Annotated in this window: 21 protein-coding genes, 1 tRNA gene, 1 pseudogene and 1 riboswitch; of the genes and pseudogenes, 12 read left to right on the top strand and 11 right to left on the bottom strand. The window is 39.5% G+C overall.

The genetic code is table 11. The features are described 5' to 3' along the window. The first annotated feature begins 18 nt into the window (after nt 1–18). The 9 genes from A0F92_RS08770 (at nt 19) to A0F92_RS08730 (ending at nt 8,567) form a co-directional block, all read left to right on the top strand. A complete protein-coding gene (locus A0F92_RS08770) occupies nt 19–519 on the top strand; it encodes an RNA polymerase sigma factor (RefSeq protein ID WP_068244424.1) in 501 nt (166 codons plus the stop codon). A gap of 25 nt (nt 520–544) precedes the next feature. After that, nucleotides 545–2,020, top strand: coding sequence for a phytoene desaturase family protein (locus A0F92_RS08765; protein ID WP_068244421.1), 1,476 nt, complete (start codon nt 545–547; stop codon nt 2,018–2,020). Between the two features lie 51 nt (nt 2,021–2,071). Then, nucleotides 2,072–2,908 carry a phytoene/squalene synthase family protein gene (locus tag A0F92_RS08760; RefSeq protein ID WP_068244418.1) on the top strand — a complete coding sequence of 279 codons (837 nt, stop codon included), beginning with the start codon at nt 2,072–2,074 and terminating at the stop codon, nt 2,906–2,908. An 82-nt stretch (nt 2,909–2,990) separates the two neighbouring features. Beyond that, entirely contained in the window at nt 2,991–3,521 is a 531-nt protein-coding gene (gene idi, locus A0F92_RS08755) for an isopentenyl-diphosphate Delta-isomerase (RefSeq protein ID WP_068244416.1), read from the top strand. A gap of 9 nt (nt 3,522–3,530) precedes the next feature. Further along, nucleotides 3,531–5,039: a 1-hydroxycarotenoid 3,4-desaturase CrtD gene (gene crtD / locus A0F92_RS08750; RefSeq protein ID WP_068244413.1), complete on the top strand. Its 1,509-nt coding sequence runs from the start codon at nt 3,531–3,533 to the stop codon at nt 5,037–5,039. Then, nucleotides 5,029–5,715, top strand: a complete 687-nt coding sequence (locus A0F92_RS08745) for a carotenoid biosynthesis protein (RefSeq protein ID WP_068244410.1) — start codon at nt 5,029–5,031, stop codon at nt 5,713–5,715. Before crtD ends, A0F92_RS08745 begins: the two co-directional genes overlap by 11 nt. Next, a complete protein-coding gene (locus tag A0F92_RS08740) occupies nt 5,712–6,221 on the top strand; it encodes a sterol desaturase family protein (protein ID WP_068244407.1) in 510 nt (169 codons plus the stop codon). The genes A0F92_RS08745 and A0F92_RS08740 overlap by 4 nt, the downstream gene beginning before the upstream one ends. 6 nt (nt 6,222–6,227) lie before the next feature. Continuing rightward, a complete protein-coding gene (locus A0F92_RS08735) occupies nt 6,228–7,394 on the top strand; it encodes a lycopene cyclase family protein (RefSeq protein ID WP_167516952.1) in 1,167 nt (388 codons plus the stop codon). A 159-nt stretch (nt 7,395–7,553) separates the two neighbouring features. Then, nucleotides 7,554–8,567 (top strand): YncE family protein, encoded by a 1,014-nt coding sequence (locus tag A0F92_RS08730; RefSeq protein WP_068244401.1) that lies wholly within the window; start codon nt 7,554–7,556, stop codon nt 8,565–8,567. 73 nt (nt 8,568–8,640) lie between these two features. On the opposite strand, the gene A0F92_RS08725 is transcribed toward A0F92_RS08730, so the two are convergent. The 11 genes from A0F92_RS08725 to A0F92_RS08675 form a co-directional block, all read right to left on the bottom strand. Further along, nucleotides 8,641–8,712, bottom strand: a tRNA-Arg gene (locus A0F92_RS08725). A gap of 160 nt (nt 8,713–8,872) precedes the next feature. Then, nucleotides 8,873–9,451: a MarC family protein gene (locus A0F92_RS08720; protein ID WP_068244397.1), complete on the bottom strand. Its 579-nt coding sequence runs from the start codon at nt 9,449–9,451 to the stop codon at nt 8,873–8,875. A 38-nt stretch (nt 9,452–9,489) separates the two neighbouring features. Further along, nucleotides 9,490–10,077, bottom strand: a complete 588-nt coding sequence (cobC, locus tag A0F92_RS08715; RefSeq protein ID WP_068244394.1) for an alpha-ribazole phosphatase — start codon at nt 10,075–10,077, stop codon at nt 9,490–9,492. 9 nt (nt 10,078–10,086) lie between these two features. After that, nucleotides 10,087–10,863 (bottom strand): adenosylcobinamide-GDP ribazoletransferase, encoded by a 777-nt coding sequence (locus A0F92_RS08710; RefSeq protein WP_068244391.1) that lies wholly within the window; start codon nt 10,861–10,863, stop codon nt 10,087–10,089. Between the two features lie 22 nt (nt 10,864–10,885). Further along, nucleotides 10,886–12,598: a nicotinate-nucleotide--dimethylbenzimidazole phosphoribosyltransferase gene (cobT, locus tag A0F92_RS08705; RefSeq protein ID WP_253810310.1), complete on the bottom strand. Its 1,713-nt coding sequence runs from the start codon at nt 12,596–12,598 to the stop codon at nt 10,886–10,888. Then, the gene (locus tag A0F92_RS08700) at nt 12,585–13,328 is read right to left on the bottom strand and encodes a Dph6-related ATP pyrophosphatase (RefSeq protein ID WP_068244388.1); all 744 of its coding nucleotides are present in this window, start codon (nt 13,326–13,328) and stop codon (nt 12,585–12,587) included. The genes cobT and A0F92_RS08700 overlap by 14 nt, the downstream gene beginning before the upstream one ends. Next, entirely contained in the window at nt 13,328–13,843 is a 516-nt protein-coding gene (gene cobU, locus A0F92_RS08695; protein WP_068244385.1) for a bifunctional adenosylcobinamide kinase/adenosylcobinamide-phosphate guanylyltransferase, read from the bottom strand. Before cobU ends, A0F92_RS08700 begins: the two co-directional genes overlap by 1 nt. Further along, a complete protein-coding gene (locus A0F92_RS08690; RefSeq protein WP_068244382.1) occupies nt 13,840–14,055 on the bottom strand; it encodes a cysteine-rich CWC family protein in 216 nt (71 codons plus the stop codon). Before A0F92_RS08690 ends, cobU begins: the two co-directional genes overlap by 4 nt. Then, nucleotides 14,042–14,989 (bottom strand): ABC transporter substrate-binding protein, encoded by a 948-nt coding sequence (locus A0F92_RS08685; RefSeq protein ID WP_068244379.1) that lies wholly within the window; start codon nt 14,987–14,989, stop codon nt 14,042–14,044. Before A0F92_RS08685 ends, A0F92_RS08690 begins: the two co-directional genes overlap by 14 nt. Before the next feature lie 51 nt (nt 14,990–15,040). Then, complete coding sequence (locus A0F92_RS08680; RefSeq protein WP_068244376.1) at nt 15,041–15,646, bottom strand: DUF6580 family putative transport protein; 606 nt, start codon at nt 15,644–15,646, stop codon at nt 15,041–15,043. 15 nt (nt 15,647–15,661) lie between these two features. After that, the gene (locus A0F92_RS08675; protein WP_068244373.1) at nt 15,662–17,596 is read right to left on the bottom strand and encodes a TonB-dependent receptor plug domain-containing protein; all 1,935 of its coding nucleotides are present in this window, start codon (nt 17,594–17,596) and stop codon (nt 15,662–15,664) included. Nucleotides 17,597–17,729: 133 nt separating this feature from the next. Continuing rightward, a riboswitch (cobalamin riboswitch) is annotated at nt 17,730–17,921 on the bottom strand. Between A0F92_RS08675 and A0F92_RS15965 the strand changes: the two are divergent. The 3 genes and pseudogenes from A0F92_RS15965 to A0F92_RS08665 form a co-directional block, all read left to right on the top strand. Beyond that, nucleotides 17,895–18,221, top strand: a pseudogene (locus A0F92_RS15965) (TMEM175 family protein); the annotation flags it as partial. (Overlaps the previous riboswitch by 27 nt.) Nucleotides 18,222–18,247: 26 nt before the next feature. Then, entirely contained in the window at nt 18,248–18,598 is a 351-nt protein-coding gene (locus tag A0F92_RS15805; protein WP_253810311.1) for a hypothetical protein, read from the top strand. A 111-nt stretch (nt 18,599–18,709) separates the two neighbouring features. Further along, nucleotides 18,710–20,053, top strand: coding sequence for an APC family permease (locus A0F92_RS08665; RefSeq protein WP_068244369.1), 1,344 nt, complete (start codon nt 18,710–18,712; stop codon nt 20,051–20,053). Nucleotides 20,054–20,061: the final 8 nt, after the last annotated feature.

The following is a 20,061-nucleotide window of genomic DNA, read 5'->3' as shown; positions in this document are numbered from 1 at the left end:
AATTTAAACAATCAGGTTATGTCAATAGTAGAATTCAACCAAATGCTGGTGAACAATGCAGAGTTTTTAAAACCCTTTGCCATTACGTTAACCAAAGACAATGAGCAGGCCAAAGATCTGTTTCAGGAAACCCTGTATCGCGCTCTGGCCAATCAGGATAAGTACCATGTGGGTACCAATATCAAAGCCTGGTTGTATACCATTATGCGCAATATTTTCATCAATAATTACCGGAGAAAAGCCAAGCAGCAAACCATATTCGACAGCACACCCAATGAATTTTTATTGAACATCAATCAGGGTGCAGTGAGCAATGATGCACTTTCCAAAATCAATATGAAAGAAGTACAGGTCGCTATTCATCACTTGCCCGAAATCTTTCGCAATCCCTTTATGTTGTATTATGATGGATTTAAATACCACGAAATAGCTGATATATTGCATGAACCGCTGGGTACCATTAAAAGCAGAATACATTTTGCCCGAAAATTATTGAAAGAGCAAATTGAAAGGCATTAATTCGATGTTATCTTAGTATCCTCTCATGAAGAAAAAAGCAATTGTTATAGGAGCCGGCTTTGCAGGCATGTCGGCCGCCAGTTTTATGGCGCGTGCAGGATGGGAAGTAACCTTATTGGAAAAGCACAGTGGTCCGGGTGGCAGGGCGCGACAAATGCACTGCGAAGGTTTTGTGTTTGATATGGGCCCCAGTTGGTATTGGATGCCCGATGTGTTTGAGCGATATTTTGCTCAGTTTGGTAAAAAGGTAAGCGATTACTATCACTTAGAACGATTAGACCCCTCGTACAGGGTAGTTTGGAAAGATGGCCCGATGGATATTCCTGCCAGCTATCCGGCTTTTCAGGCATTGCTTGAAAGTTTAGAGCTCGGCAGTGCGGCACATTTGGAGGTTTTTTTAGAAGAAGCTGCTTATAAATACAAAGTGGGCATTCAAAAATTAGTACACAAACCGGGGCGCTCGGTGGGTGAGTTTTTAGATAAAGATTTGATAACAGGGCTGTTTAAATTAGATGTTTTTACCAATATGAAACAACATGTTGGCCGTTATTTTAAACATTCCAAAATACGGGAACTGATGGAATTTCCGGTATTGTTTCTGGGAGCACTTCCTGAAAATACTCCGGCCTTGTACAGTTTAATGAATTATGCCGATATAATAGGTGGCACTTGGTATCCGCAGCAGGGCGGTATGTTTCGCATTGTGCAGGCCATGTATCAGTTGGCCGAATCATTGGGTGTGCAGTTTCATTTTAACGCTGAAGTAAAAGAGATAGTCATTGAAAACGGCAATGCACGCCGCATTATTACAGATGCCGGAATTTATGAAGCCGATGTGGTGATAGCAGGTGCTGACTATCATCATGTAGAAACCCAATTATTACCCAAGCCCTATAGAACCTATACTCCCGAATATTGGGAGAAACGCATCATGGCGCCGAGTGCCCTATTGTATTATGTTGGCCTCAATAAAAAAATTAAAGGGATAACGCACCACACTTTGTTTTTCGACACCTCGTTTAAAGTGCATGGACGTGAAATATACACCATCAAAAAATGGCCGGAAGATCCGCTGTTTTATGTTTGTGCTCCTTCTGTTACCGATAGTACTGTTGCGCCGGAAGGATATGAAAATTTATTTATACTCATACCTGTTGCTACGGGTTTAGAAGGCGATACTTTAGCCCTGCGGGAAATGTATTTTAATAAGGTAATAGAACGAATGGAAAAACACTATTGCCAGTCTTTAAAAGATGCCATTTTGTTTAAAGAAACATTTGCACAATCGGATTTTGTTGAACAATACCATGCTTTTAAAGGAAATGCCTATGGTTTAGCGAACACTTTGTTACAAACAGCTGTTTTAAAACCATCGTGCCATAGCAAAAAAGTAGCGAATTTATTTTTCACCGGACAATTAACCGTGCCCGGACCCGGTGTGCCACCCAGTTTAATCAGTGGCGAAGTGGTGGCAAAAGAAGTGGTAAAAAAATTTGGTTAAATGTTGTTGTGATAAAACCTGAAATTATTATATTACAAAAAATGTTTGTTTATGATGCAACTGTTTCACTCGGTAAGTCAGGAATGCAGCCGCATTACTACACAGCAGTACAGCACTTCTTTCTCCAGTGCCATTAACCTGCTGCACAAAGATTTACGGGCACCCATTCATAATATATATGGATTTGTAAGATTTGCCGATGAAATTGTAGATACTTTTCATGACTTTGATAAAGCAACCCTGCTGGCAGAATTTAAACTGCAAACCTATGATGCATTGGAAAGAGGGATCAGTCTGAACCCGATATTACACAGTTTTCAGTTAACCGTTCATCAATACCATATTGAACGTGATTTAATTGATGCTTTTTTACACAGCATGGAAATGGATTTAACCCGGCAATGTTACGACCGTGCCGGTTATGAAAAATACATTTATGGAAGTGCCGAAGTAGTGGGTTTAATGTGTTTGCATGTATTTTGTGATGGAAACAAAACATTGTATGCGCAATTGAAACCGGCAGCCAGGAAATTAGGGGCTGCTTTTCAAAAGGTAAATTTTCTGCGCGATGTAAAGGCCGATTATGAAGGGTTAGACCGGATTTATTTTCCGGGCTGTGATTTTCGCAATTTTAGTGCAACACAGAAAGCAGCTATAGAGACTGATATTCAGGATGATTTTGATGAGGCCTATCAGGGTATTCTGCAACTGCCCATGAAAGCCCGTTTTGGGGTATATGTAGCATACAAATATTACCTCTCCCTGTTCAAAAAAATTAAGCAAACTGCACCACATAGAATTATGCAGGAACGCATTCGCATACCCGATTATGGCAAAATGGTTATTTTAGCAAAGGCCGGAATACGCGGTCAGTTGAACCTGTTATAATATTCGATATAACTGTATACAATTTGCGATGTTTTTGTATACAAATCGATATCATTCATGCTAAAAATGTAATAGTGCTCCTATGGAATCTGTAATATTGGTCAATACAAAAGATGAAGCCATTGGGATGATGGAAAAAATGGAAGCCCACCAAAAAGGTTTGCTGCACCGTGCGTTCAGTGTATTTATTTTTAATACAAAAGGAGAATTATTATTGCAGCAAAGAGCATTGCAGAAATACCATAGTGCGGGTTTGTGGACCAATACCTGTTGCAGCCATCCCCGACCCGGTGAAAGCATTATTGATGCAGCAGAAAGAAGGTTGCATGAAGAGATGGGATTTACCACGCCTTTACATAAAATATTTGATTTTGTATATCGTGCTCCTTTTGAAAATGGATTAACCGAACATGAATTTGATCATGTACTGGTGGGTTATTATGATGCAGCAATAGAACCCTGCAATACCGAAGTGCACCATTTTCGTTATGCTGCTATGGGTGCCATTCAGCATGCGTTAACCACCAATGCTCAGCTGTATACCACCTGGTTTAAGATTGCTTTTCCCAAAGTGTATGCGTGGTGGCAAATGCAACCGGCATTTTCCTTTTAAATTTGTTACATGCAGCAACAGTCTTCCGTAATTATTATCGGTGCCGGAGTAGCAGGTTTAGCGGCTGCCATTCGATTGGCTGTGGCCGGTTATCCGGTACAGGTATTTGAACAAAACAGTTATCCCGGTGGCAAGCTGAGTTATTTTGAACTGAATGGCTATCATTTTGATGCAGGCCCCAGTTTGTTTACCCAACCTGCCAATATTGAAGCTTTATTCGAATTGGCCGGTGAACCCATCCGTGACTATTTTCAATACCGTAGTATGCCGGTGGCCTGTCGTTATTTTTATGAAGATGGCACTAAAGTAGTGGCTTATACCAATATCAGCCGGTTTGCCGTAGAAGCAGAGCAAATGCTTGGTGAGCCTTCAGCCAATATTGTACATTATTTAAAGGATGCTTCCAACTTGTACAACAAGGTGGGTACGGTATTTTTAAATTATTCGTTACATCAACCGGCTGTTTTTTTTCAAAAAAAAATCATTACTGCTTTAGCAGCCATTCGTTTCAAACATCTTTTTAAAAGTTTACACCAACTGAACAAACAATATTTCCGGCAGGAGAAAACGGTACAGTTATTTAACCGATATGCTACCTATAATGGCAGTAACCCATACCGGGCACCGGGTATGCTAAGTGTAATACCACATTTAGAAATGAATGAAGGCACTTTTTATCCGGAAGGAGGGATGATTGCCATTACCCATGCATTGCATCGCCTTGCTTTGAAGAAAGGTGTGCAGTTTTATTTTAATGCCCCTGTAGAAAGCATTATCCACAAAAATGGACGGATAAAAGGTATTTACAGCAAGGGGGTACCGTATATGGCTAATCTGGTAGTGAGCAATGTTGATACTTATTTCACCTATCGCTATTTATTAAAAGATGAAAAAACAGCCGCCAAAATAAACCGGCAGGAGCGCAGCAGCAGTGCGCTGATATTTTATTGGGGGATAGCCAAAACCTTTCCTGAGCTGGATTTGCATAATATTTTTTTCAGCCATGATTATGCAGCAGAATTTTCAGCCATTTTTCAGGAAAAAAAATTGTATACCGATCCTACCGTGTACATCAACATTACTGCTAAGTGTGAGCCAGGCATTCAGGCACCTGCCGGTAAGGAAAACTGGTTTGTAATGGTGAATGTACCGGCAGCAACGGGTACCGACATGGTAGCCCTGCAGCAGCAGGCAAAAGCCGCTATTTTAAACAAGTTAAGCCGAATGTTGCAAACTGATATTGCCTCATTAATAGAAGCCGAAGCCATACTTGACCCGGTGCAAATTGAAACCAAAACCGGTTCCTATAAAGGCGCCTTGTATGGTACCAGCAGCAACAGTATATGGTCTGCTTTTTTACGGCATCCCAATTTCAGTAAAACCATCAAAGGATTATACTTTGTGGGGGGCAGTGTACACCCGGGTGGAGGTATACCCTTATGTTTGCAAAGTGCTAAAATTATGAGTGGATTAGCCATTCCTTATTTAAAAAAAATCAGCACCCGGGATGACAAATAAACAAATCGAAAACACTTCTGTTTTTATTGCACTATTGGTGCATATAAGCGGGGTGGTGGGTATATTGTTTACCGGTTACAAACATTGGTTTGTGGCATTCACCCCACTCAATTTGTTGTTGATGTTGTTTTTGTTAATCGCCAATCAGCGCAAACGCAATAAGGCTTTTTGGATGTACGCTACCCTGTGCTTTGCAATTGGAATGGTGACAGAAATGATTGGTGTACATACCGGCTGGTTATTTGGTGATTATGCGTATGGCAAAGTAATGGGCATTCAATTAGCCGGTGTGCCTTTGCTAATTGGGGTATATTGGTTTGTAGTAGTGTTTTGCAGTGGTGTTATCATGCGATTGTTGGTAGAACGCCTGTTCAGGCCTTTTGTGTATTTGCCTGGATTTTTTGAGCGCAAATCAGTACGCATTGTAATGATTATTGATGGGGCCATTTTAGCCACCTGCTTCGATTTAATCATGGAGCCTACAGCCATTAAATTAGGTTTTTGGCATTGGGATACAGTAAAGGTACCCTTGTATAATTATCTCTGCTGGTTTTTTGTCAGTGCCGGTTTATTAACCGTTTTTCAATACATGGATTTTTATAAGAAGAACCATTTCGCTGTACATTTGTTTATTATTCAGGTTTTGTTTTTTTTGGTTTTAAGCATTTACTTATGATGTTAGTTATATATATATTTGTTACTATTGCTACTTTCTGTGTGATGGAAGGCATTACCTGGTTAACCCATAAATATGTTATGCATGGTTTTTTATGGTACCTGCATGAAGACCACCACCAAAAAGGGAATGGTTTTTTTGAAAAGAATGATGCCTTCTTCCTCATATTTGCAGTACCCAGTTGGTTGTGTATTATGCTGGGTTTACAGCATTACAATTATTTTACCGCTGCCATTGGCTTTGGCATTGCTTTATATGGGATGGCTTATTTTCTGGTGCACGAAGTAATTATACACCAGCGGTTTAAATGGTTTACACGTAGCAACAACAAATACATTAAGGCCATACGTTGGGCACATAAAATGCACCACAAACATTTGGGTAAAGAAGAAGGAGAAAGTTTTGGCATGTTGATTGTTGCCAAAAAATATTGGAATAAAGTGCGGAAAGATGAACAACTGCAACAAGTGCAGCACAATACTATTATACCCTCACAACAACAATAGAAATATTTGCCATCGTCATTCGACTATATCATTACCGGCGCAGGATGTGCCGGCTTAAGTTTATTGATGCGCCTGTTGCAGGAACCTAACCTGCAACAAAAAAAAATACTGGTGATTGATAAAAATACCAAAAAAAGCAACGATCGTACCTGGTGTTTTTGGGAATCAGGTACGGGTTTATTTGAGCCCATTGTACACCACCGTTGGCAGCAACTGCGTTTTGTGGCACCCGAAACAGATAGAACTTTTTCAATAGCTCCATTTCAATACAAAATGATTAGGGGTATTGATTTTTATGATTATGTACATAGCCATAGCGCATCATACAACAATGTACATTTTTTACAGGCAACGGTAAAACATTGGCGTAATACGGCACAGGGTGTAGTGGTGGAGACTGATAAAGGGGTATTTAGCGCTACCTTTATGTTCAATAGCATTGTTCATGCAACCCAACTGCCGCCGCCGGGTTTTAAAGGTTATTTTTTGTGGCAGCATTTTAAGGGTAAAATTATTCAAACAACAACGCCTGTTTTTGATGCTGAAAAAGCCACTTTCATGGATTTTACGGTGAGTCAGCATAACGGCACCACATTTATGTATGTATTGCCATTTACTGCAAATACCGCATTGGTAGAATACACTTTATTTACCGAACAGCTTTTAGCGCCAGAAAGCTATGATGCTGCCATTGATGATTATATGCTGGAAAAATATGGGATTGATCCTACGTATGAGGTATTGCATGAAGAATTTGGAAAAATACCCATGACCAATTATCATTTTCAAGCCAGGGATGGGAATATAATACCCATAGGAATTGCAGGGGGACAAGCAAAAGGCAGCAGCGGTTATGCTTTTTATTTTATACAACAACAAACAGAAGCCATTGTAAACAGTTTGCTGGTGTTTGGGGAGCCTAAAAAACAGGGTATTACTTTACAGCAGCAAAAATTCAGATGGTTTGATAAAGTGTTATTACGTGTTTTGCAAGAACAACTATTACCCGGCCATGAAGTATTTGCTGCTATTTTTAAACAAAATACACCTGCCACCATACTTCGGTTTTTAAATAATGAAAGCAGTTTGCGGGAAGACCTCCAAATTATGCGCAGTGTACCTATGCGGGTATTTTTACCGGCTGCCCTGCATACCGCATTGTTTAGAAAATAAGCCCATGATGGCGCAATAAGGGTATTACAACTACAGATTTGCTACAGAATAGGTGCATAGGTTTATTAGATGGTTTTATTAGCGTGAAAGCTGTTTACCTACTACCGATTTACATACAATAAAAACATAACTAGATTATTATCATAAAAAATGTATACAATGAAATCAATAACCATTGCTGCTTGCCTGTTATTGGTAAGTATCATCACCACACAAATTAGCACAGCCCAGTCGGGTTATCATCTTAGCGGCGAGTATAAGATTGCCAGCCCGGGTTGGTGGGATTATATTGCCGTTGATCCAGCCTCTAATAAATTGTACGTATCGCATGGTACACAAGTCAATATTCTCGACAAAAACACCGGCGATTCATTGGGTGTTATACCCAATACCAAAGGCGTGCATGGTATTGCATTGGTACCCGCTTTAGGGAAAGGATACACCAGTAATGGAGGCAGTCATAATGTTAGTGTATTTAAAACCGCTACGAATCAGGTAATTGGCCAAATAGCTACCGGTGAAAATCCGGATGCCATTTTTTATGACACCTATTCCAAAAAAATTATTACCTGCAATGGCAGAAGTAAAGATTTGTCGGTGATAGACCCGGCCACTGATAAAGTGGTGGGTACCATAGCCGTTGGGGGCAAACCCGAAACTGCCGTGAGTAATGGCCAAGGTAAAATATATGTAAACATTGAAGATAAAAGTGAGATAGTAGTGATTGATATCAATAAGATGACGGTATTGGCACATTGGTCAATTGCCCCGGGTGAATCACCCACGGGTTTGGTGATAGATACCCATACCAACCGTTTATTTGCCGGATGTGAAAAAAAGTTAATGGTAGTAGATGCCAATAACGGTAAAATAGTAGCTGATTTACCCATTGAGGAAGGATGTGATGGGGTAGTGATAGACCCGGCTTTGCATTATATCTGCACATCGAATGGGGTAGGTACAATGACGGTGATAAAAGAAGTTTCGAAAGATAAATTTGAAGTGGTTGAAAATGTACCCACCAAGCGCGGGGCCAGAACCAGTTGTATAGATGAAAGCACACATACCATTTATATGCCTACGGCCAATTTTGAACCCATGCAGCCCGGTGAAAAAGGCAGGCCGAAAATGATACCCGGCTCTTTTCAGGTGTTAAAGATAGTACACGATTAAATAGCTGTTTTGTAAATGGATTAAGGAAACCGCAGCAGTACAGGTTACAGGAATTGCGGGATGTGGGGAAGTGTGGCCTCGCCAGGAATCGAACCTGGATCTGGAGCTTCGGAAACTCTTATACTATCCATTGTACTACGAGGCCGGTAGTTGTTCGGGCGCAAAAATAAATGTTTCGGCTATTGAAATGTCAATAATTCTGATAAACTGTTTCGGCGATACCCAAAGCCGCCTAATGAACCGAACGTACAAGTGTGCGACGCAACGGAAGCTGAATAGTGGTGCAGCAGCCGGTAACAAAATGATTATTTGCCAAATGCCCCAATATTGCTGCTGAATATTTTTACGGCAATGGCTAATAATATCACGCCAAAAAACTTTCGAACGGCCAGTAAGCCTGCTTTACCGAGGGCATGTTCTATCCATTTCAGTGACTTGAGTACAATGTAAACAATAACGAGATTAATGAGAATGCCTGCTAAAATATAACCCTGTTGGAAGTTGGCTTTGAGCGACATGATGGTAGTAAGTGTACCGCTGCCGGCAATAATGGGGAAGGCTATGGGAACCACGGTGCCTGAGGCCGCATCGGCATCGCCTTTAAATATTTCGTGCCCCAGTACCATTTCCAAACCTAATAAAAAGATAACGATAGAACCACCAACGGCGAAGGAGCGGATATCTAAACCAAGTATAGATAAAAATTGTTGCCCCACCAATAAAAACAAAATCATTAAGCCGCCGGAAACCAGCGTGGCTTTGGAGGAACGAATATCGCCCATTTTCTCTTTTAAAGAAATGAGCAGTGGGATGGAGCCTACAATATCAATCACCGCAAACAGGGTAAAGGTTACGGTAATAAGCTGGTCGAAATGAATTGTCATTCATTTAGGTTTTTGCTAAGGTACAATCAAAAAATGATTCATAAGGTTGTGGCCGGTTGTGGATTGTAACAATATTTCCAGTTGCATTGATTGTTTTGTAATGTAAGTTGAATGATGCAACCATAGGGTATGTTAAAAACTTCGAATGATTTTTGCAGGGGTGTTTGGGTAACATAGCATAAAATACTTCTGATAACCCCACCATGGGTAATGATGGCCAAAGGATGGTTTGGGTTGGATGTAATATTCAGAAAACATTTCGATATTCTTTCATGGAACTGTATATAACTTTCACCATTTGGGAAAGGACAATTTACAAAATCGAACATCCAGGTATTGAGTTCTTCCTTTGGGATATCATTCCACAGTTTCATTTCCCATTGGCCACAGTTTATTTCCATTAATTCAGATATGTATTGAACAGGAGCATTCGGAAACAGTTTTTTAGCTAATAATTTGCAGCGTTTTAAGGGGCTGCAGTATACCTGAAAAGCAAGTGGCGGAATACATTTTGCAAGGGTTGCAGCTTCTTTAGCAAAAGTATGCGCTACTTCAATATCACTTTGGCCGTAACAGGTTCCTTTTGGAATGGAAGGTGTAGTATGCCGAATTAAATAAAGGATCATTTTGTATATTTAATGCAGGTGATTGAGTATCAACAATAGGGTAATATAAAGAACAACTTCAGAAACCTGTTGTATGGCACCCAAACAATCGCCTGTATAACCGCCTATCCATTTTTTAAAATATTTGTCAGCCCGCCATGTTACCAATAACATGGGCACTAATGCAACAAGCCAAATGCCGGGAAGAAAACAAAATGGAATTAGGGATCCTGCAATAGCAATTGCTATTTCAATAACGGTTAATTTTCTATTAGCCAATGGTTTTGATTTACTGGTATCTGTATCCTGTACATAACTACTTGTTTGCATGATAACAATGGCCATAAACCTGCTGGCAGCATGTGCGCATGGAAAAAGCAGTAAAAAGTATTTGCTATGAATTTGTGGGTTGATTTCAACCAATAGCAGATACTTCAATGCCAATATTCCTGTTAAGCCGGTTACTCCAAAAGTACCCAGCCTGCTGTCTTTCATAATTTGTAAAATTTTTTCTTTTGTCCAGCCTCCGCCAAATGCATCACAGCAATCTGCAAAGCCGTCTTCATGAAAAGCACCTGTGGTTACAATACCTGTTAACATAGAAAAAGCAATGGCAAGATGTGCAGACAGCAGCAGGCTGAAAACATAATATGCAGTTGCCGTAATGCAACCAACCAAAAGTCCCACCCAGGTAAAATAGCGAGCTGACTGTTGCAGTAAATTTTGGTTGTGGTTAATATTTTTTGGAACCGGTAATCGGGTAAAAAACATTAAGGCAGTAAAAAAAAGTTGTATCTGTTTTTTCATGTAGACGAATAAAAAATTTAATTTAGTTGGAAGGCCCGTTGATTTGAAAGGAATCGGTATCATTCATTTCATTCAGCATAGCAATAGCCGATTGGATTAAGGGAAGGGCTAATGCTGCACCGGTTCCCTCTCCTAAACGTAAATCTAATTGCAACAAAGGTTGTAATTGCAGATAGGCTAACATTTGCTGATGACCTTTTTCGTTGCTAAGATGTGATGCAATGCAATAGTCTGTAACATTTGGCTGTAATTTTTTTGCTACAAGTAATGCTGCTGTTGTAATAAATCCATCAGCAATAGTCACCATTTTTTCTGCAGCCGCCTGCAAGTAAGCGCCTGTTAACATGGCAATTTCAAATCCGCCAATTAGTTGTAAAAGTTGTAAAGGGTCGATATTGTTATTATGGAGGTGGTATTGATGTGCCACTTTTTCCAATACCCTCAATTTTTTTTGATATTGATCATTATTTGTGCCAGTGCCTCTTCCCACACATGCTGCTAAAGGAATATTTAATAAGCCATGCATAATAAGTGCTGCCGATGAACTATTGCCAATACCCATTTCGCCAAGGGCAATTGTATTGCATTGCTGTTGTTTTAGTTGGAGAATATACTCCCTCCCTTTTTGTAAACAGGTTGCCAACTCGTCTTTGGTCATTGCAGGTATTTCCAAATAATTTTTAGTACCCATATTTATTTTGCTCACTGTAAAATTGGGATATGCTAAATCTTCATTTTTCCAAATGCAATTGATACCTGCATCAACAATGGTAAGTTTTAAGTTGTTTTGCCTGCAAAAAACATTAATGGCTGCACCACCTTGCAAAAAGTTGCGAACCATTTGTTGCGTAACTACCTGCGGATATGGATTTACCAGTCCGGTTGTAGCAATACCATGATCAGCTGCAAAAATAATCATGTTCGGATTTTTTATTTCCGGAGCAGTTGTTTCCAGTATACATCCAACTTTAACTGCAATGGTTTCTAACATACCCAATGCACCTACGGGTTTAGTTTTGCCATTTATTTTTTTGATGAGTGCTTCTTTGAGCAAAGTATTGTTTGTTCCGGCAATTTTACTGAATTGAAAGTTTGCAGAATTACTTGCAGTAGGATATAACTGTTTAATTTCTTTTACTTCCGAATTTTTTGATTTGGACTTCCAGCCATCTTTTTGCAGCATGGGTTGTTGTCCATAATCGGTTGCCGGTTTCCCAATACAAAAATATCCCAATGGGTATTCATGCGCCGGTATATTCAGTAAATTTTTAAATGCCGTAAAATTTAGAATAGATACCCAACCGAGTGAAAATCCATCTTCAGTTAATGATAACCATAGGTTTTGTAAAGCACAAACACTGCTCCATTGCAGGGTATCGGCAGTGCCTGAAATGCCAATGGTAAATTTTTCCAGTACACTGTAATCAGTTGTAATAATTAATCCAACGGGCGATTCTTTAATTGCTTCCAGTTTTAATTTTTTGTACTGTTGTAACAGAGCAGTGTTGTGTAAAAGTTCTGCTTCCACTTTTAGATTTTCGCTTTGAAATAGTTCGTGAATAGCATTCTTGATATGCTGCTCTAATAGCAAATAGTATTTGGTGGCTTCACTTAATCCGACAGATGGAGCCATGTGTGCTGCCCGCAGTGCTTTTTTTAATATCATATCCGGAACAACATCATTGGTAAAATGCCGGGTATCTCTTCTTTTATTGAATACATCAAATAGTTCCATAGTTAGCAGGAATTAAATCGCAGAACCAAAAGCCCATCTGGTTTTGTTGATGATTTTGTGATGAACAGGGGTTACTTGCATTGTTAGGTGCGTTGTATGTCCGCAATACTTTTTCGCCAATGGTAAACGGGATGGGTTGCCTAAAAATAGGGCCATTGAAAACGAAGCTGTGGAATTCACCGTTTTCGCCACATGGGTCAACATTTGCGGGAAGGTCTTTCAGAAAATCATGATCAATGATTCTGCCTGCAAAACTTTCATCTAACAGTTCTGCCTTTGTGCAAACGATAATAGATTGAAAGCCGAGATCAATAAACTCATGCACCAATTCAATAGTGTTGCGTTTCCATAAAGGGAAATGTGCCTGAAAGCCGGCTGCTGCTAATTTTTCTTCCCTGTAGTTGCGCAGATCTTCTAAAAATATATCGCCAAAAATGGAGTGGGTATACCCTTGTGCTTTAAATTGTTGCATGGTATTGGTGAGCAGTCTGTTATAGGTATCCATATCAGGTTGTTCAGGCAGTAATAATTTTACCAACGGTATGCCAATGGCGGCGGCCTGTTGTTCTAATAATATACTTCTAACACCGTGCATAGACACCCGATTATAGGTTTGATTTACAGAGGTAAGTAATGCGCCAACCTGCCATTCAGTATTTTGAAAAACTTTATAAAGTGCCAATGCACTGTCTTTGCCGCCACTCCAGTTAAAAACAGATAGATGTGCCATTATTGATTTGTTTCTTTTATGATTACAGGAATACCACTCACCATAAAAATCACTTTATCGGCCAGTGAGGCAACGAATTGGTTAGCCCAGCCTTGTAAATCTGTGAATTTTCTGCCAATGGTCGTTTCTGCGTGAACACCCATTCCAATTTCATTGCTTACAATGATAAAAGTACCCGGCATTTGATGGATGGCTATTATTTCTTTTTTAAATTCTATTAGTGCTGTATCAATATTGTTTTGGTTTTTGATAAAAAAATTGGTAAGCCATAGCGTAATGCAATCTATTACTGCAACTGTTTCCTGAATAGGCAGTTTGCTCACTTCAAATTCTTCTTCATAACTCATCCATTCTTTTCCTCTGTTATTTTTATGGTGTTGAATTCTTTCGGTGAAATCATCTCCCCAGTCCTTAGCCGTGGCAACATAAACCGGGTTGTTACTCATATTTAATGCCAGGTTTTGCGCATAATTACTTTTGCCACTCCTGGCTCCACCGGTTATTAAAATAATCATGGTAAAAAATATTTTTCTTTAAATAAAATATATTTGTTTTTTAGTGCCAATAAACATGCCTTACAAAGGCAATCGCTGTAACGGTTTTCAATGAAAGATCTTTCCGCATCTGTTAATGTGATTTCAGTGCAGTGGCAATGAGTTATATCGCCCACTTTACATTCAAAAGGTTGCTGGCAGCGGGCGCATAATTTTTCTTCATGGTGTGGCATAAGCAAAGGTTTGGGGATGTAGCTGAAGATATTTATGTTGCAATGATGCAGGAATCTGAAACAATTGGGGATGAAATAATGCTGCCAGCAAGGCAATACCGTTAACAAGTGTTCCAGCACTGGGTTGGGTAAACAAATCAAAATCGGCCAGATAAACTTGCCGGTTTTGTACTGCTTTTAAACCATTCCATTCCGGAAATTGAGTGAATAGATGCATTTCTTCTTTTGCACGATGAATGGAAAAGCCACAGGGTGCAATGATGATAATTTCCGGATTGTAACGTACAATTTTGCTCCAGGGGGTAACAATGGAATCGCCACCGGGATGGCTGAGCATGTCTATGCCACCGGCCATGGCTATCTGGTAAGGAATCCAATGTCCGCAATTATAAATGGGTTGTATCCATTCCAACAATGCCACGGTTTTAAGCGGCATTTGGTGCTGACGAAGTTTATCTAAAATATGGTTTGTGGTTTGTTGCAGTTGTGCCAGGTACTGATATGCTTTTTCTTCTTTACCTATGGCAGTAGCAATAGTGATGGCAGTTTGATACACATCCTGCAGTGTTTGCGGTGTTAAGGCAATTAACTGTGGTTGCTTCTTCAATCGGGCAATGGCAGCGGCAGTGCAGGCAGTATCAATCTGACATACTTCACAAACATCCTGTGTAAAAATAATATCGGGTTCTATTTGTTGCAGTAAATCTTCATCCACATAATACAAGCTTTTTCCCGATGCTTTCGCAGCAGAAAAAATAGTATCAATTTCAGTGCTGCTTAAATGGTTGTCTTCTAAAACACAGCGAACCACTTTGGGTTTTTGAGAAAGGGCAGGTTCAGGACATTCGAAGGTAATACCATAGAGCATATGGTCGAGGCCCATATCATATATCATTTGTGTGGCGGCCGGCAAAAAGGAAACAATTTTTAGCATAGTATGGGTTTAAGAAAAAACAGGGCTACTGCAGCAAGCCCTGTACGTTTATTATTTTGAAACCGCATGCACTGATAAGGCCGGATATTTTTTTTGCAGCCATTCAAAACTGCCGTAAAAAATGGCGCCGTATACAATGTTGGCTACCAGCATATTCCTTAAAAAGGGTAAAGCCTGAACATAACATTGAACAAACCCATCCCAATTGCGCTGTAAGCGTTGGCCGTTTCTGATATCTAATCCACCAAACCACCAAACGGGTAAGTCTGTAATAATCCAGTGTGTCAGTGCAGCCGCAAATGCCGCGGTGATTACCGTACTCATTTTTACATGCTTAATCAATGTGCCTATTAAAACAATTACTGCAAATGCAAGATAAGTGTATATCCATCCTTTGTACAGCAACCCGTTACCATAACCTGCATAAATGGTATGCATCATTACTACATCACTAAAAAATAGAACACCTAAAGGAAATGCATATTTTTTCCAGGGCTGATTAAAATAAGTACCACCAAATAGCCCCATGGCACCAATGGGCGTAAAATTGGCCAAAGGCGATAGGGTACTGCCTGCATTCCAAATACGCAAAGCAGCGGCTAATACAATAAACAACAATACAATTGCTGTTGCCGGATTGAATTTTTGAATAGACATAACGATTGTTTTAATTTAAAAGTTAAAATAAGCCCCTGTCATCATATTAAAGCGTTTGCTGTTATAGCCTACAATATCAAAATATTGTTGGTCGGTAATATTGTTGAGCGAAGTAAACAGGCGAATTTGTTTGTTAACCCGGTAGCTGATAAAACAGTCAACAGTATAATAAGCGGGCTGTAAATCAGGTCCAATATCATAAGGCCCTTTTAAACGAGTACCTACGTATTTAAAGGCCGGTGCAATGGTAAAGCCTTTTACGGGCGAAAGGGTAAGTACACTGTTCATCACAAAATTAGGACGTCGGAACAGGTTGTTTACACTAACACCATTTTGAATGCCATGCCCGTCAATATAGGTAAGATTATTACTCCAGGTGCCAATTGTACCAATTTGTGTATTGCTTTCTACTTCAAAGCCATAGTCGTGTTGTTGGTCGCGATTGATGTAGTAGCTGTTGTAATTGGCATCGGTATAAAAAATAATCAGGTTTTTGGTATCTCTTTTAAATGCAGCAAGGCGCAGGCTCATTTTTTTATCTGTGCTTTGGGTTTGGAGTCCAATTTCATAAGTAGTACTGCTTTCAGGTTTTAAATTTTTGTTGCCATAAGCGCTATACAATTGATACAACGAAGGAATATTATAGCCTGATGAAATGTTAATAAATAACTTGGTATTTTCATCAATTACAAATGAGGGATTAAGGGTATAAGTTGCATTGTTACCATAAATGGAATGGTGGTTAACGCGGCCACCGGCTTCAAAATTAAACCCATGAATATTCAGCAACAGCAAAGAGGCATACGCCGAAAGCTGGTTAACATGGGCGCTGTCTTGCCCCAGTTCAGAAGTGTAGGGCCCGTAAGGTCCGGTACTGAAATAGCTTTGGCTGGTATTTTGATGTTGGTACTGAATACCCGAAACCAGGCGAATATGTTTTTGAAAACGGATACTGCCAAAGGTTTCTAACGTAGTGGTATTGCCGTTATATTGCTGGTTAGAATAATTGTAATAAGGGCTCGAAACATAAGTGCTGTCGTTTACATAATGGCGGTTGGCCTGCTGGTAACTTCCCTGTAAAGTCCAGTTTACTTTTTTGTGTTGGAAATCTAAAGCCAGTCCGCCCAAATTATTTTTATTGTGCAGGGTATAATCTTTTTCATCGGTAAAAGCACCGGCGGGTAAATCGGTTTGGTAATGGCTAAAATTGCCAAATGCTTTTGCGGTGAATGAAGGCGAAAAATGGTAACGGGTTTCAGCCATTACGCTGCTTTGTTCAAAACCATCCTTTTTAAAGTTCTGCTTACCCGTACTATCATAAGCAGCAGGGAAACCGGCGCTTTTAATGTAGTTGTACTGCACCAAATAATCCCATTTTTTAAGCGAGCCGCTAATGCCGGCACCACTATTGAAAGTGTTATAAGTGCCATAAGATGCGTTGGCATTCAGGGCCATTTTCTTTTTGGCTTCTTTTTTTAGAAAAATTTGAATAACACCTGCAACGGCATTGCTGCCCCATAAAGTACTTTGTCCGCCTTTCAGAATTTCAATACGTTCTACCTGGTCTAAAGGAATATTATTCAGGTCGAATGAATTGTTGATTTGTGAGGGGTCGTACACCGGCACTCCGTCAATCACAATCAACATATTGCCTGCGGTAGCACCACGGAAGTACAAATCTAAATTAGTACCCAATGCATTGTTGCTGCCATTAATAAAAAATCCGGCCTGCGTATTCAGCAGTGCAGCTAAACTACTGCCGGCATGGTTTTGAATGGTTTTTTGATCAATTACGGTTACAATTTTACCCGTTTCTGATTCCTTAATAGGTGTTTTAGAAGCGGTTACTACCACCTCGTTTAACTGGCGGGTGGCCATAGAGTCTTGTTGTGCAAAAACTGCATAGCCCAAAGCTATGGATGTAAGAAGGAGCGTTAATTTTTTGCTCATTGTTGATTGTTTTTAAAATGAAACAATGAGCTTTCAGGAAAACAAAAAAACGGAGAAATATAATCGACTGCTGCAGACAGTCTTTTACATTCCATGCTTTTCACCCGAAAGCCGTGAATGACAAACTCATTTTTCAATGAGGCTGTATCTGGCAGGTCTTCTGGCTTGGGGCTTTAGCACCTTCCCATTCCGTTTTAGGAACAGTGGTTGTTATCGCTTTCTCTTTTTACAGAGGCCCTTACAGCTACGGGGATAGCACCGGAATTACACCGGTTTCCCTTTTAATCTTGCTATCACAATGCATACCGTTGAAAGGAATGGCTTGCAATGCAATAAAAAGAACCAAATACATGGCAAAAATAGTAATTGCTTTGAATTGTACATTTTTTATTTAATTTCATTTTTTATACCAAACTGTTTATGCAAAATGGGGGAAGGCCGTTTAGAAGCTTTTAGTGACGGCGTGATAGCCATCATTATAACCATCATGGTACTGGAATTAAAAGTACCACATGTTCCCTCTTTCAATGCTTTGAAAGATGTTTGGCCGGTATTATTCAGTTATATTTTACGGTTTAATTATTTTGGAATTTACTGGAGTAATCATCATCACCTGTTTCATGCAGTGGAGCATGTAAATGTAGGGGTATTATGGGACAATTTGTATTTGTTGTATTTGTTGTTTTGGTTGCAGTTGGTACCCTGTGTGTCGGGATGGATGGTGAAAATCATTTTGAAAGTTTACCGGTGGTATTGTATGGCTTTGTGTTATTCATGAATGCCATTGCTTATTACATATTGGTTCGCACCTTAATTGGATTGCATGGAAAAGAAGGGGCGTTAGCGGCTGCCATTGGAAAAGACATGAAAGGGAAAATTTCTGTATATATTTATATTGTTGCCATTGCAGTAGGGTTTTGGAATGCCTGGGTGGCTTTGTTTTTATATGGGGTAGTAGCTGTTATTTGGATTGTGCCGGACAAACGCATTGAAAAAAGATGAGTGCCCGGAGCAAAACAACAACCGGAATAATGGTACCTGTTCGTTTTTGGGTTATTAAAATTCTACTTGGCATACAATTCTTTACTATATTGAGTGCCATACTATAGCAACATGCAGGGAAAACAACAACTGAATTTGTTCAGCTTTACCATGATTGTAGTAGGGCTGGTAATTGGAATGGGTATTTTCAGAACCGCCGCTACTTCTGCCAAGGATGCCATTACGCCATCTGTTTATTTTACTGCATGGATATTGGGTGGATTGATAGCTTTTTGTGGTGCTTTAACATATGCGGAAATAGGTAGCCGTTACCCGGTTACCGGTGGGTATTATAAAATATTTTCAGTAGCCTATCATCCCAGTATTGCGTTTGCCATTAACTGTATCATTTTAATCAGCAATGCTGCATCACTAAGTGGCGTTGCATTAATTGGAAGTGGTTATATTACAAAATTGTTTCCCGGTCATCAGTGGACGAATATTGATAAAGCCATTATCAGTGCCGGGGCTATTTTAGTGTTTTATGGTATTAATTTAATGGGTTTGCGTATGAGTGCAAAGGCTCAAAATATTTTAATGCTAATTAAAATAGGAATGATAGTGGTACTCATTGCGGCCTTGTTTTTTCCATATCATCAGGCAGTAGCAACAGCAAGTGTTATGGCTGATAGCACCCCACATATGAGCTGGATTCAAAGTTTAGGGATTAGTCTCATAGCTGTATCGTTTACTTATGGAGGCTATCAGCAAACCATCAATTTTGGTAATGAAATTAGCAAGCCGGCACAAAATATGCCCCGTGGTATTTTTATGGGTATTACCATCATTATTGTATTGTACTTATTGGTAAACCTGAGTTATTATCGGGTTATCGGTTTTCATCAGATGAAAAATGAAACAGAAATTGCTTATGTGTTAATTCAAAATGTATTTGGCATCCGAGGTGCTGAAATTTTTTCATTCTTTTTGTTTGTGGGTGTTCTTTCTTATGTAAATGCCTTATTGCTTAGCAATCCAAGAGTCATGTATGCAATGAGTGATGAAGGTTCATTGCCTAAGGCATTTGCTGTTCAAAATAATAAAAATCAGGTGTTAACTGTTTCTTTAACGGTATTTGCCGCAATGTGTATTGTAATTTTATTCTTTGCCCAAACCTTTGAAAGAATTTTAAATTTCTCTATTTTTTTAGATTCGTTTGGTATGGTGGGTTCCAGTGCTACCATTTTTATTTTAAGAAGAAAAACAAAACACTTAGATGGAACCGGAATATATAAAATGAAATTATATCCATTGCTGCCGCTTATTTTTATTGCTGCCTATGTGTTTGTTTGTATCAGCATTATCATTCACAGTCCGGCTACAGCGCTGGTTGGTATTTTGGTATTGGCTGGATTTATTGCATTGTATTTTCTGTTTCATAAAAAACAACAAAACCGAAAAGAAACCATTATTTAAATATTTAT

The sequence above is a fragment of the Hydrotalea flava genome (assembly GCF_001623405.1).
Taxonomy (GTDB): domain Bacteria; phylum Bacteroidota; class Bacteroidia; order Chitinophagales; family Chitinophagaceae; genus Hydrotalea; species Hydrotalea flava.
This window is presented reverse-complemented; position numbering and strand designations above follow the sequence as displayed.

Excerpts from the sequence above, each read along its gene's own strand:
- A0F92_RS08770 (WP_068244424.1), top strand. The coding sequence starts at position 19 with ATGTCAATAGTAGAATTCAACCAAATGCTGGTGAACAATGCAGAGTTT.
- A0F92_RS08765 (WP_068244421.1), top strand. The coding sequence starts at position 545 with ATGAAGAAAAAAGCAATTGTTATAGGAGCCGGCTTTGCAGGCATGTCG.
- A0F92_RS08760 (WP_068244418.1), top strand. The coding sequence starts at position 2,072 with ATGATGCAACTGTTTCACTCGGTAAGTCAGGAATGCAGCCGCATTACT.
- idi (WP_068244416.1), top strand. The coding sequence starts at position 2,991 with ATGGAATCTGTAATATTGGTCAATACAAAAGATGAAGCCATTGGGATG.
- crtD (WP_068244413.1), top strand. The coding sequence starts at position 3,531 with ATGCAGCAACAGTCTTCCGTAATTATTATCGGTGCCGGAGTAGCAGGT.
- A0F92_RS08745 (WP_068244410.1), top strand. The coding sequence starts at position 5,029 with ATGACAAATAAACAAATCGAAAACACTTCTGTTTTTATTGCACTATTG.
- A0F92_RS08740 (WP_068244407.1), top strand. The coding sequence starts at position 5,712 with ATGATGTTAGTTATATATATATTTGTTACTATTGCTACTTTCTGTGTG.
- A0F92_RS08730 (WP_068244401.1), top strand. The coding sequence starts at position 7,554 with ATGAAATCAATAACCATTGCTGCTTGCCTGTTATTGGTAAGTATCATC.
- A0F92_RS08720 (WP_068244397.1), bottom strand. The coding sequence starts at position 9,451 with ATGACAATTCATTTCGACCAGCTTATTACCGTAACCTTTACCCTGTTT.
- cobC (WP_068244394.1), bottom strand. The coding sequence starts at position 10,077 with ATGATCCTTTATTTAATTCGGCATACTACACCTTCCATTCCAAAAGGA.
- A0F92_RS08710 (WP_068244391.1), bottom strand. The coding sequence starts at position 10,863 with ATGAAAAAACAGATACAACTTTTTTTTACTGCCTTAATGTTTTTTACC.
- cobT (WP_253810310.1), bottom strand. The coding sequence starts at position 12,598 with ATGGAACTATTTGATGTATTCAATAAAAGAAGAGATACCCGGCATTTT.
- A0F92_RS08700 (WP_068244388.1), bottom strand. The coding sequence starts at position 13,328 with ATGGCACATCTATCTGTTTTTAACTGGAGTGGCGGCAAAGACAGTGCA.
- cobU (WP_068244385.1), bottom strand. The coding sequence starts at position 13,843 with ATGATTATTTTAATAACCGGTGGAGCCAGGAGTGGCAAAAGTAATTAT.
- A0F92_RS08690 (WP_068244382.1), bottom strand. The coding sequence starts at position 14,055 with ATGCCACACCATGAAGAAAAATTATGCGCCCGCTGCCAGCAACCTTTT.
- A0F92_RS08685 (WP_068244379.1), bottom strand. The coding sequence starts at position 14,989 with ATGCTAAAAATTGTTTCCTTTTTGCCGGCCGCCACACAAATGATATAT.
- A0F92_RS08680 (WP_068244376.1), bottom strand. The coding sequence starts at position 15,646 with ATGTCTATTCAAAAATTCAATCCGGCAACAGCAATTGTATTGTTGTTT.
- A0F92_RS08675 (WP_068244373.1), bottom strand. The coding sequence starts at position 17,596 with ATGAGCAAAAAATTAACGCTCCTTCTTACATCCATAGCTTTGGGCTAT.
- A0F92_RS15805 (WP_253810311.1), top strand. The coding sequence starts at position 18,248 with ATGGGACAATTTGTATTTGTTGTATTTGTTGTTTTGGTTGCAGTTGGT.
- A0F92_RS08665 (WP_068244369.1), top strand. The coding sequence starts at position 18,710 with ATGCAGGGAAAACAACAACTGAATTTGTTCAGCTTTACCATGATTGTA.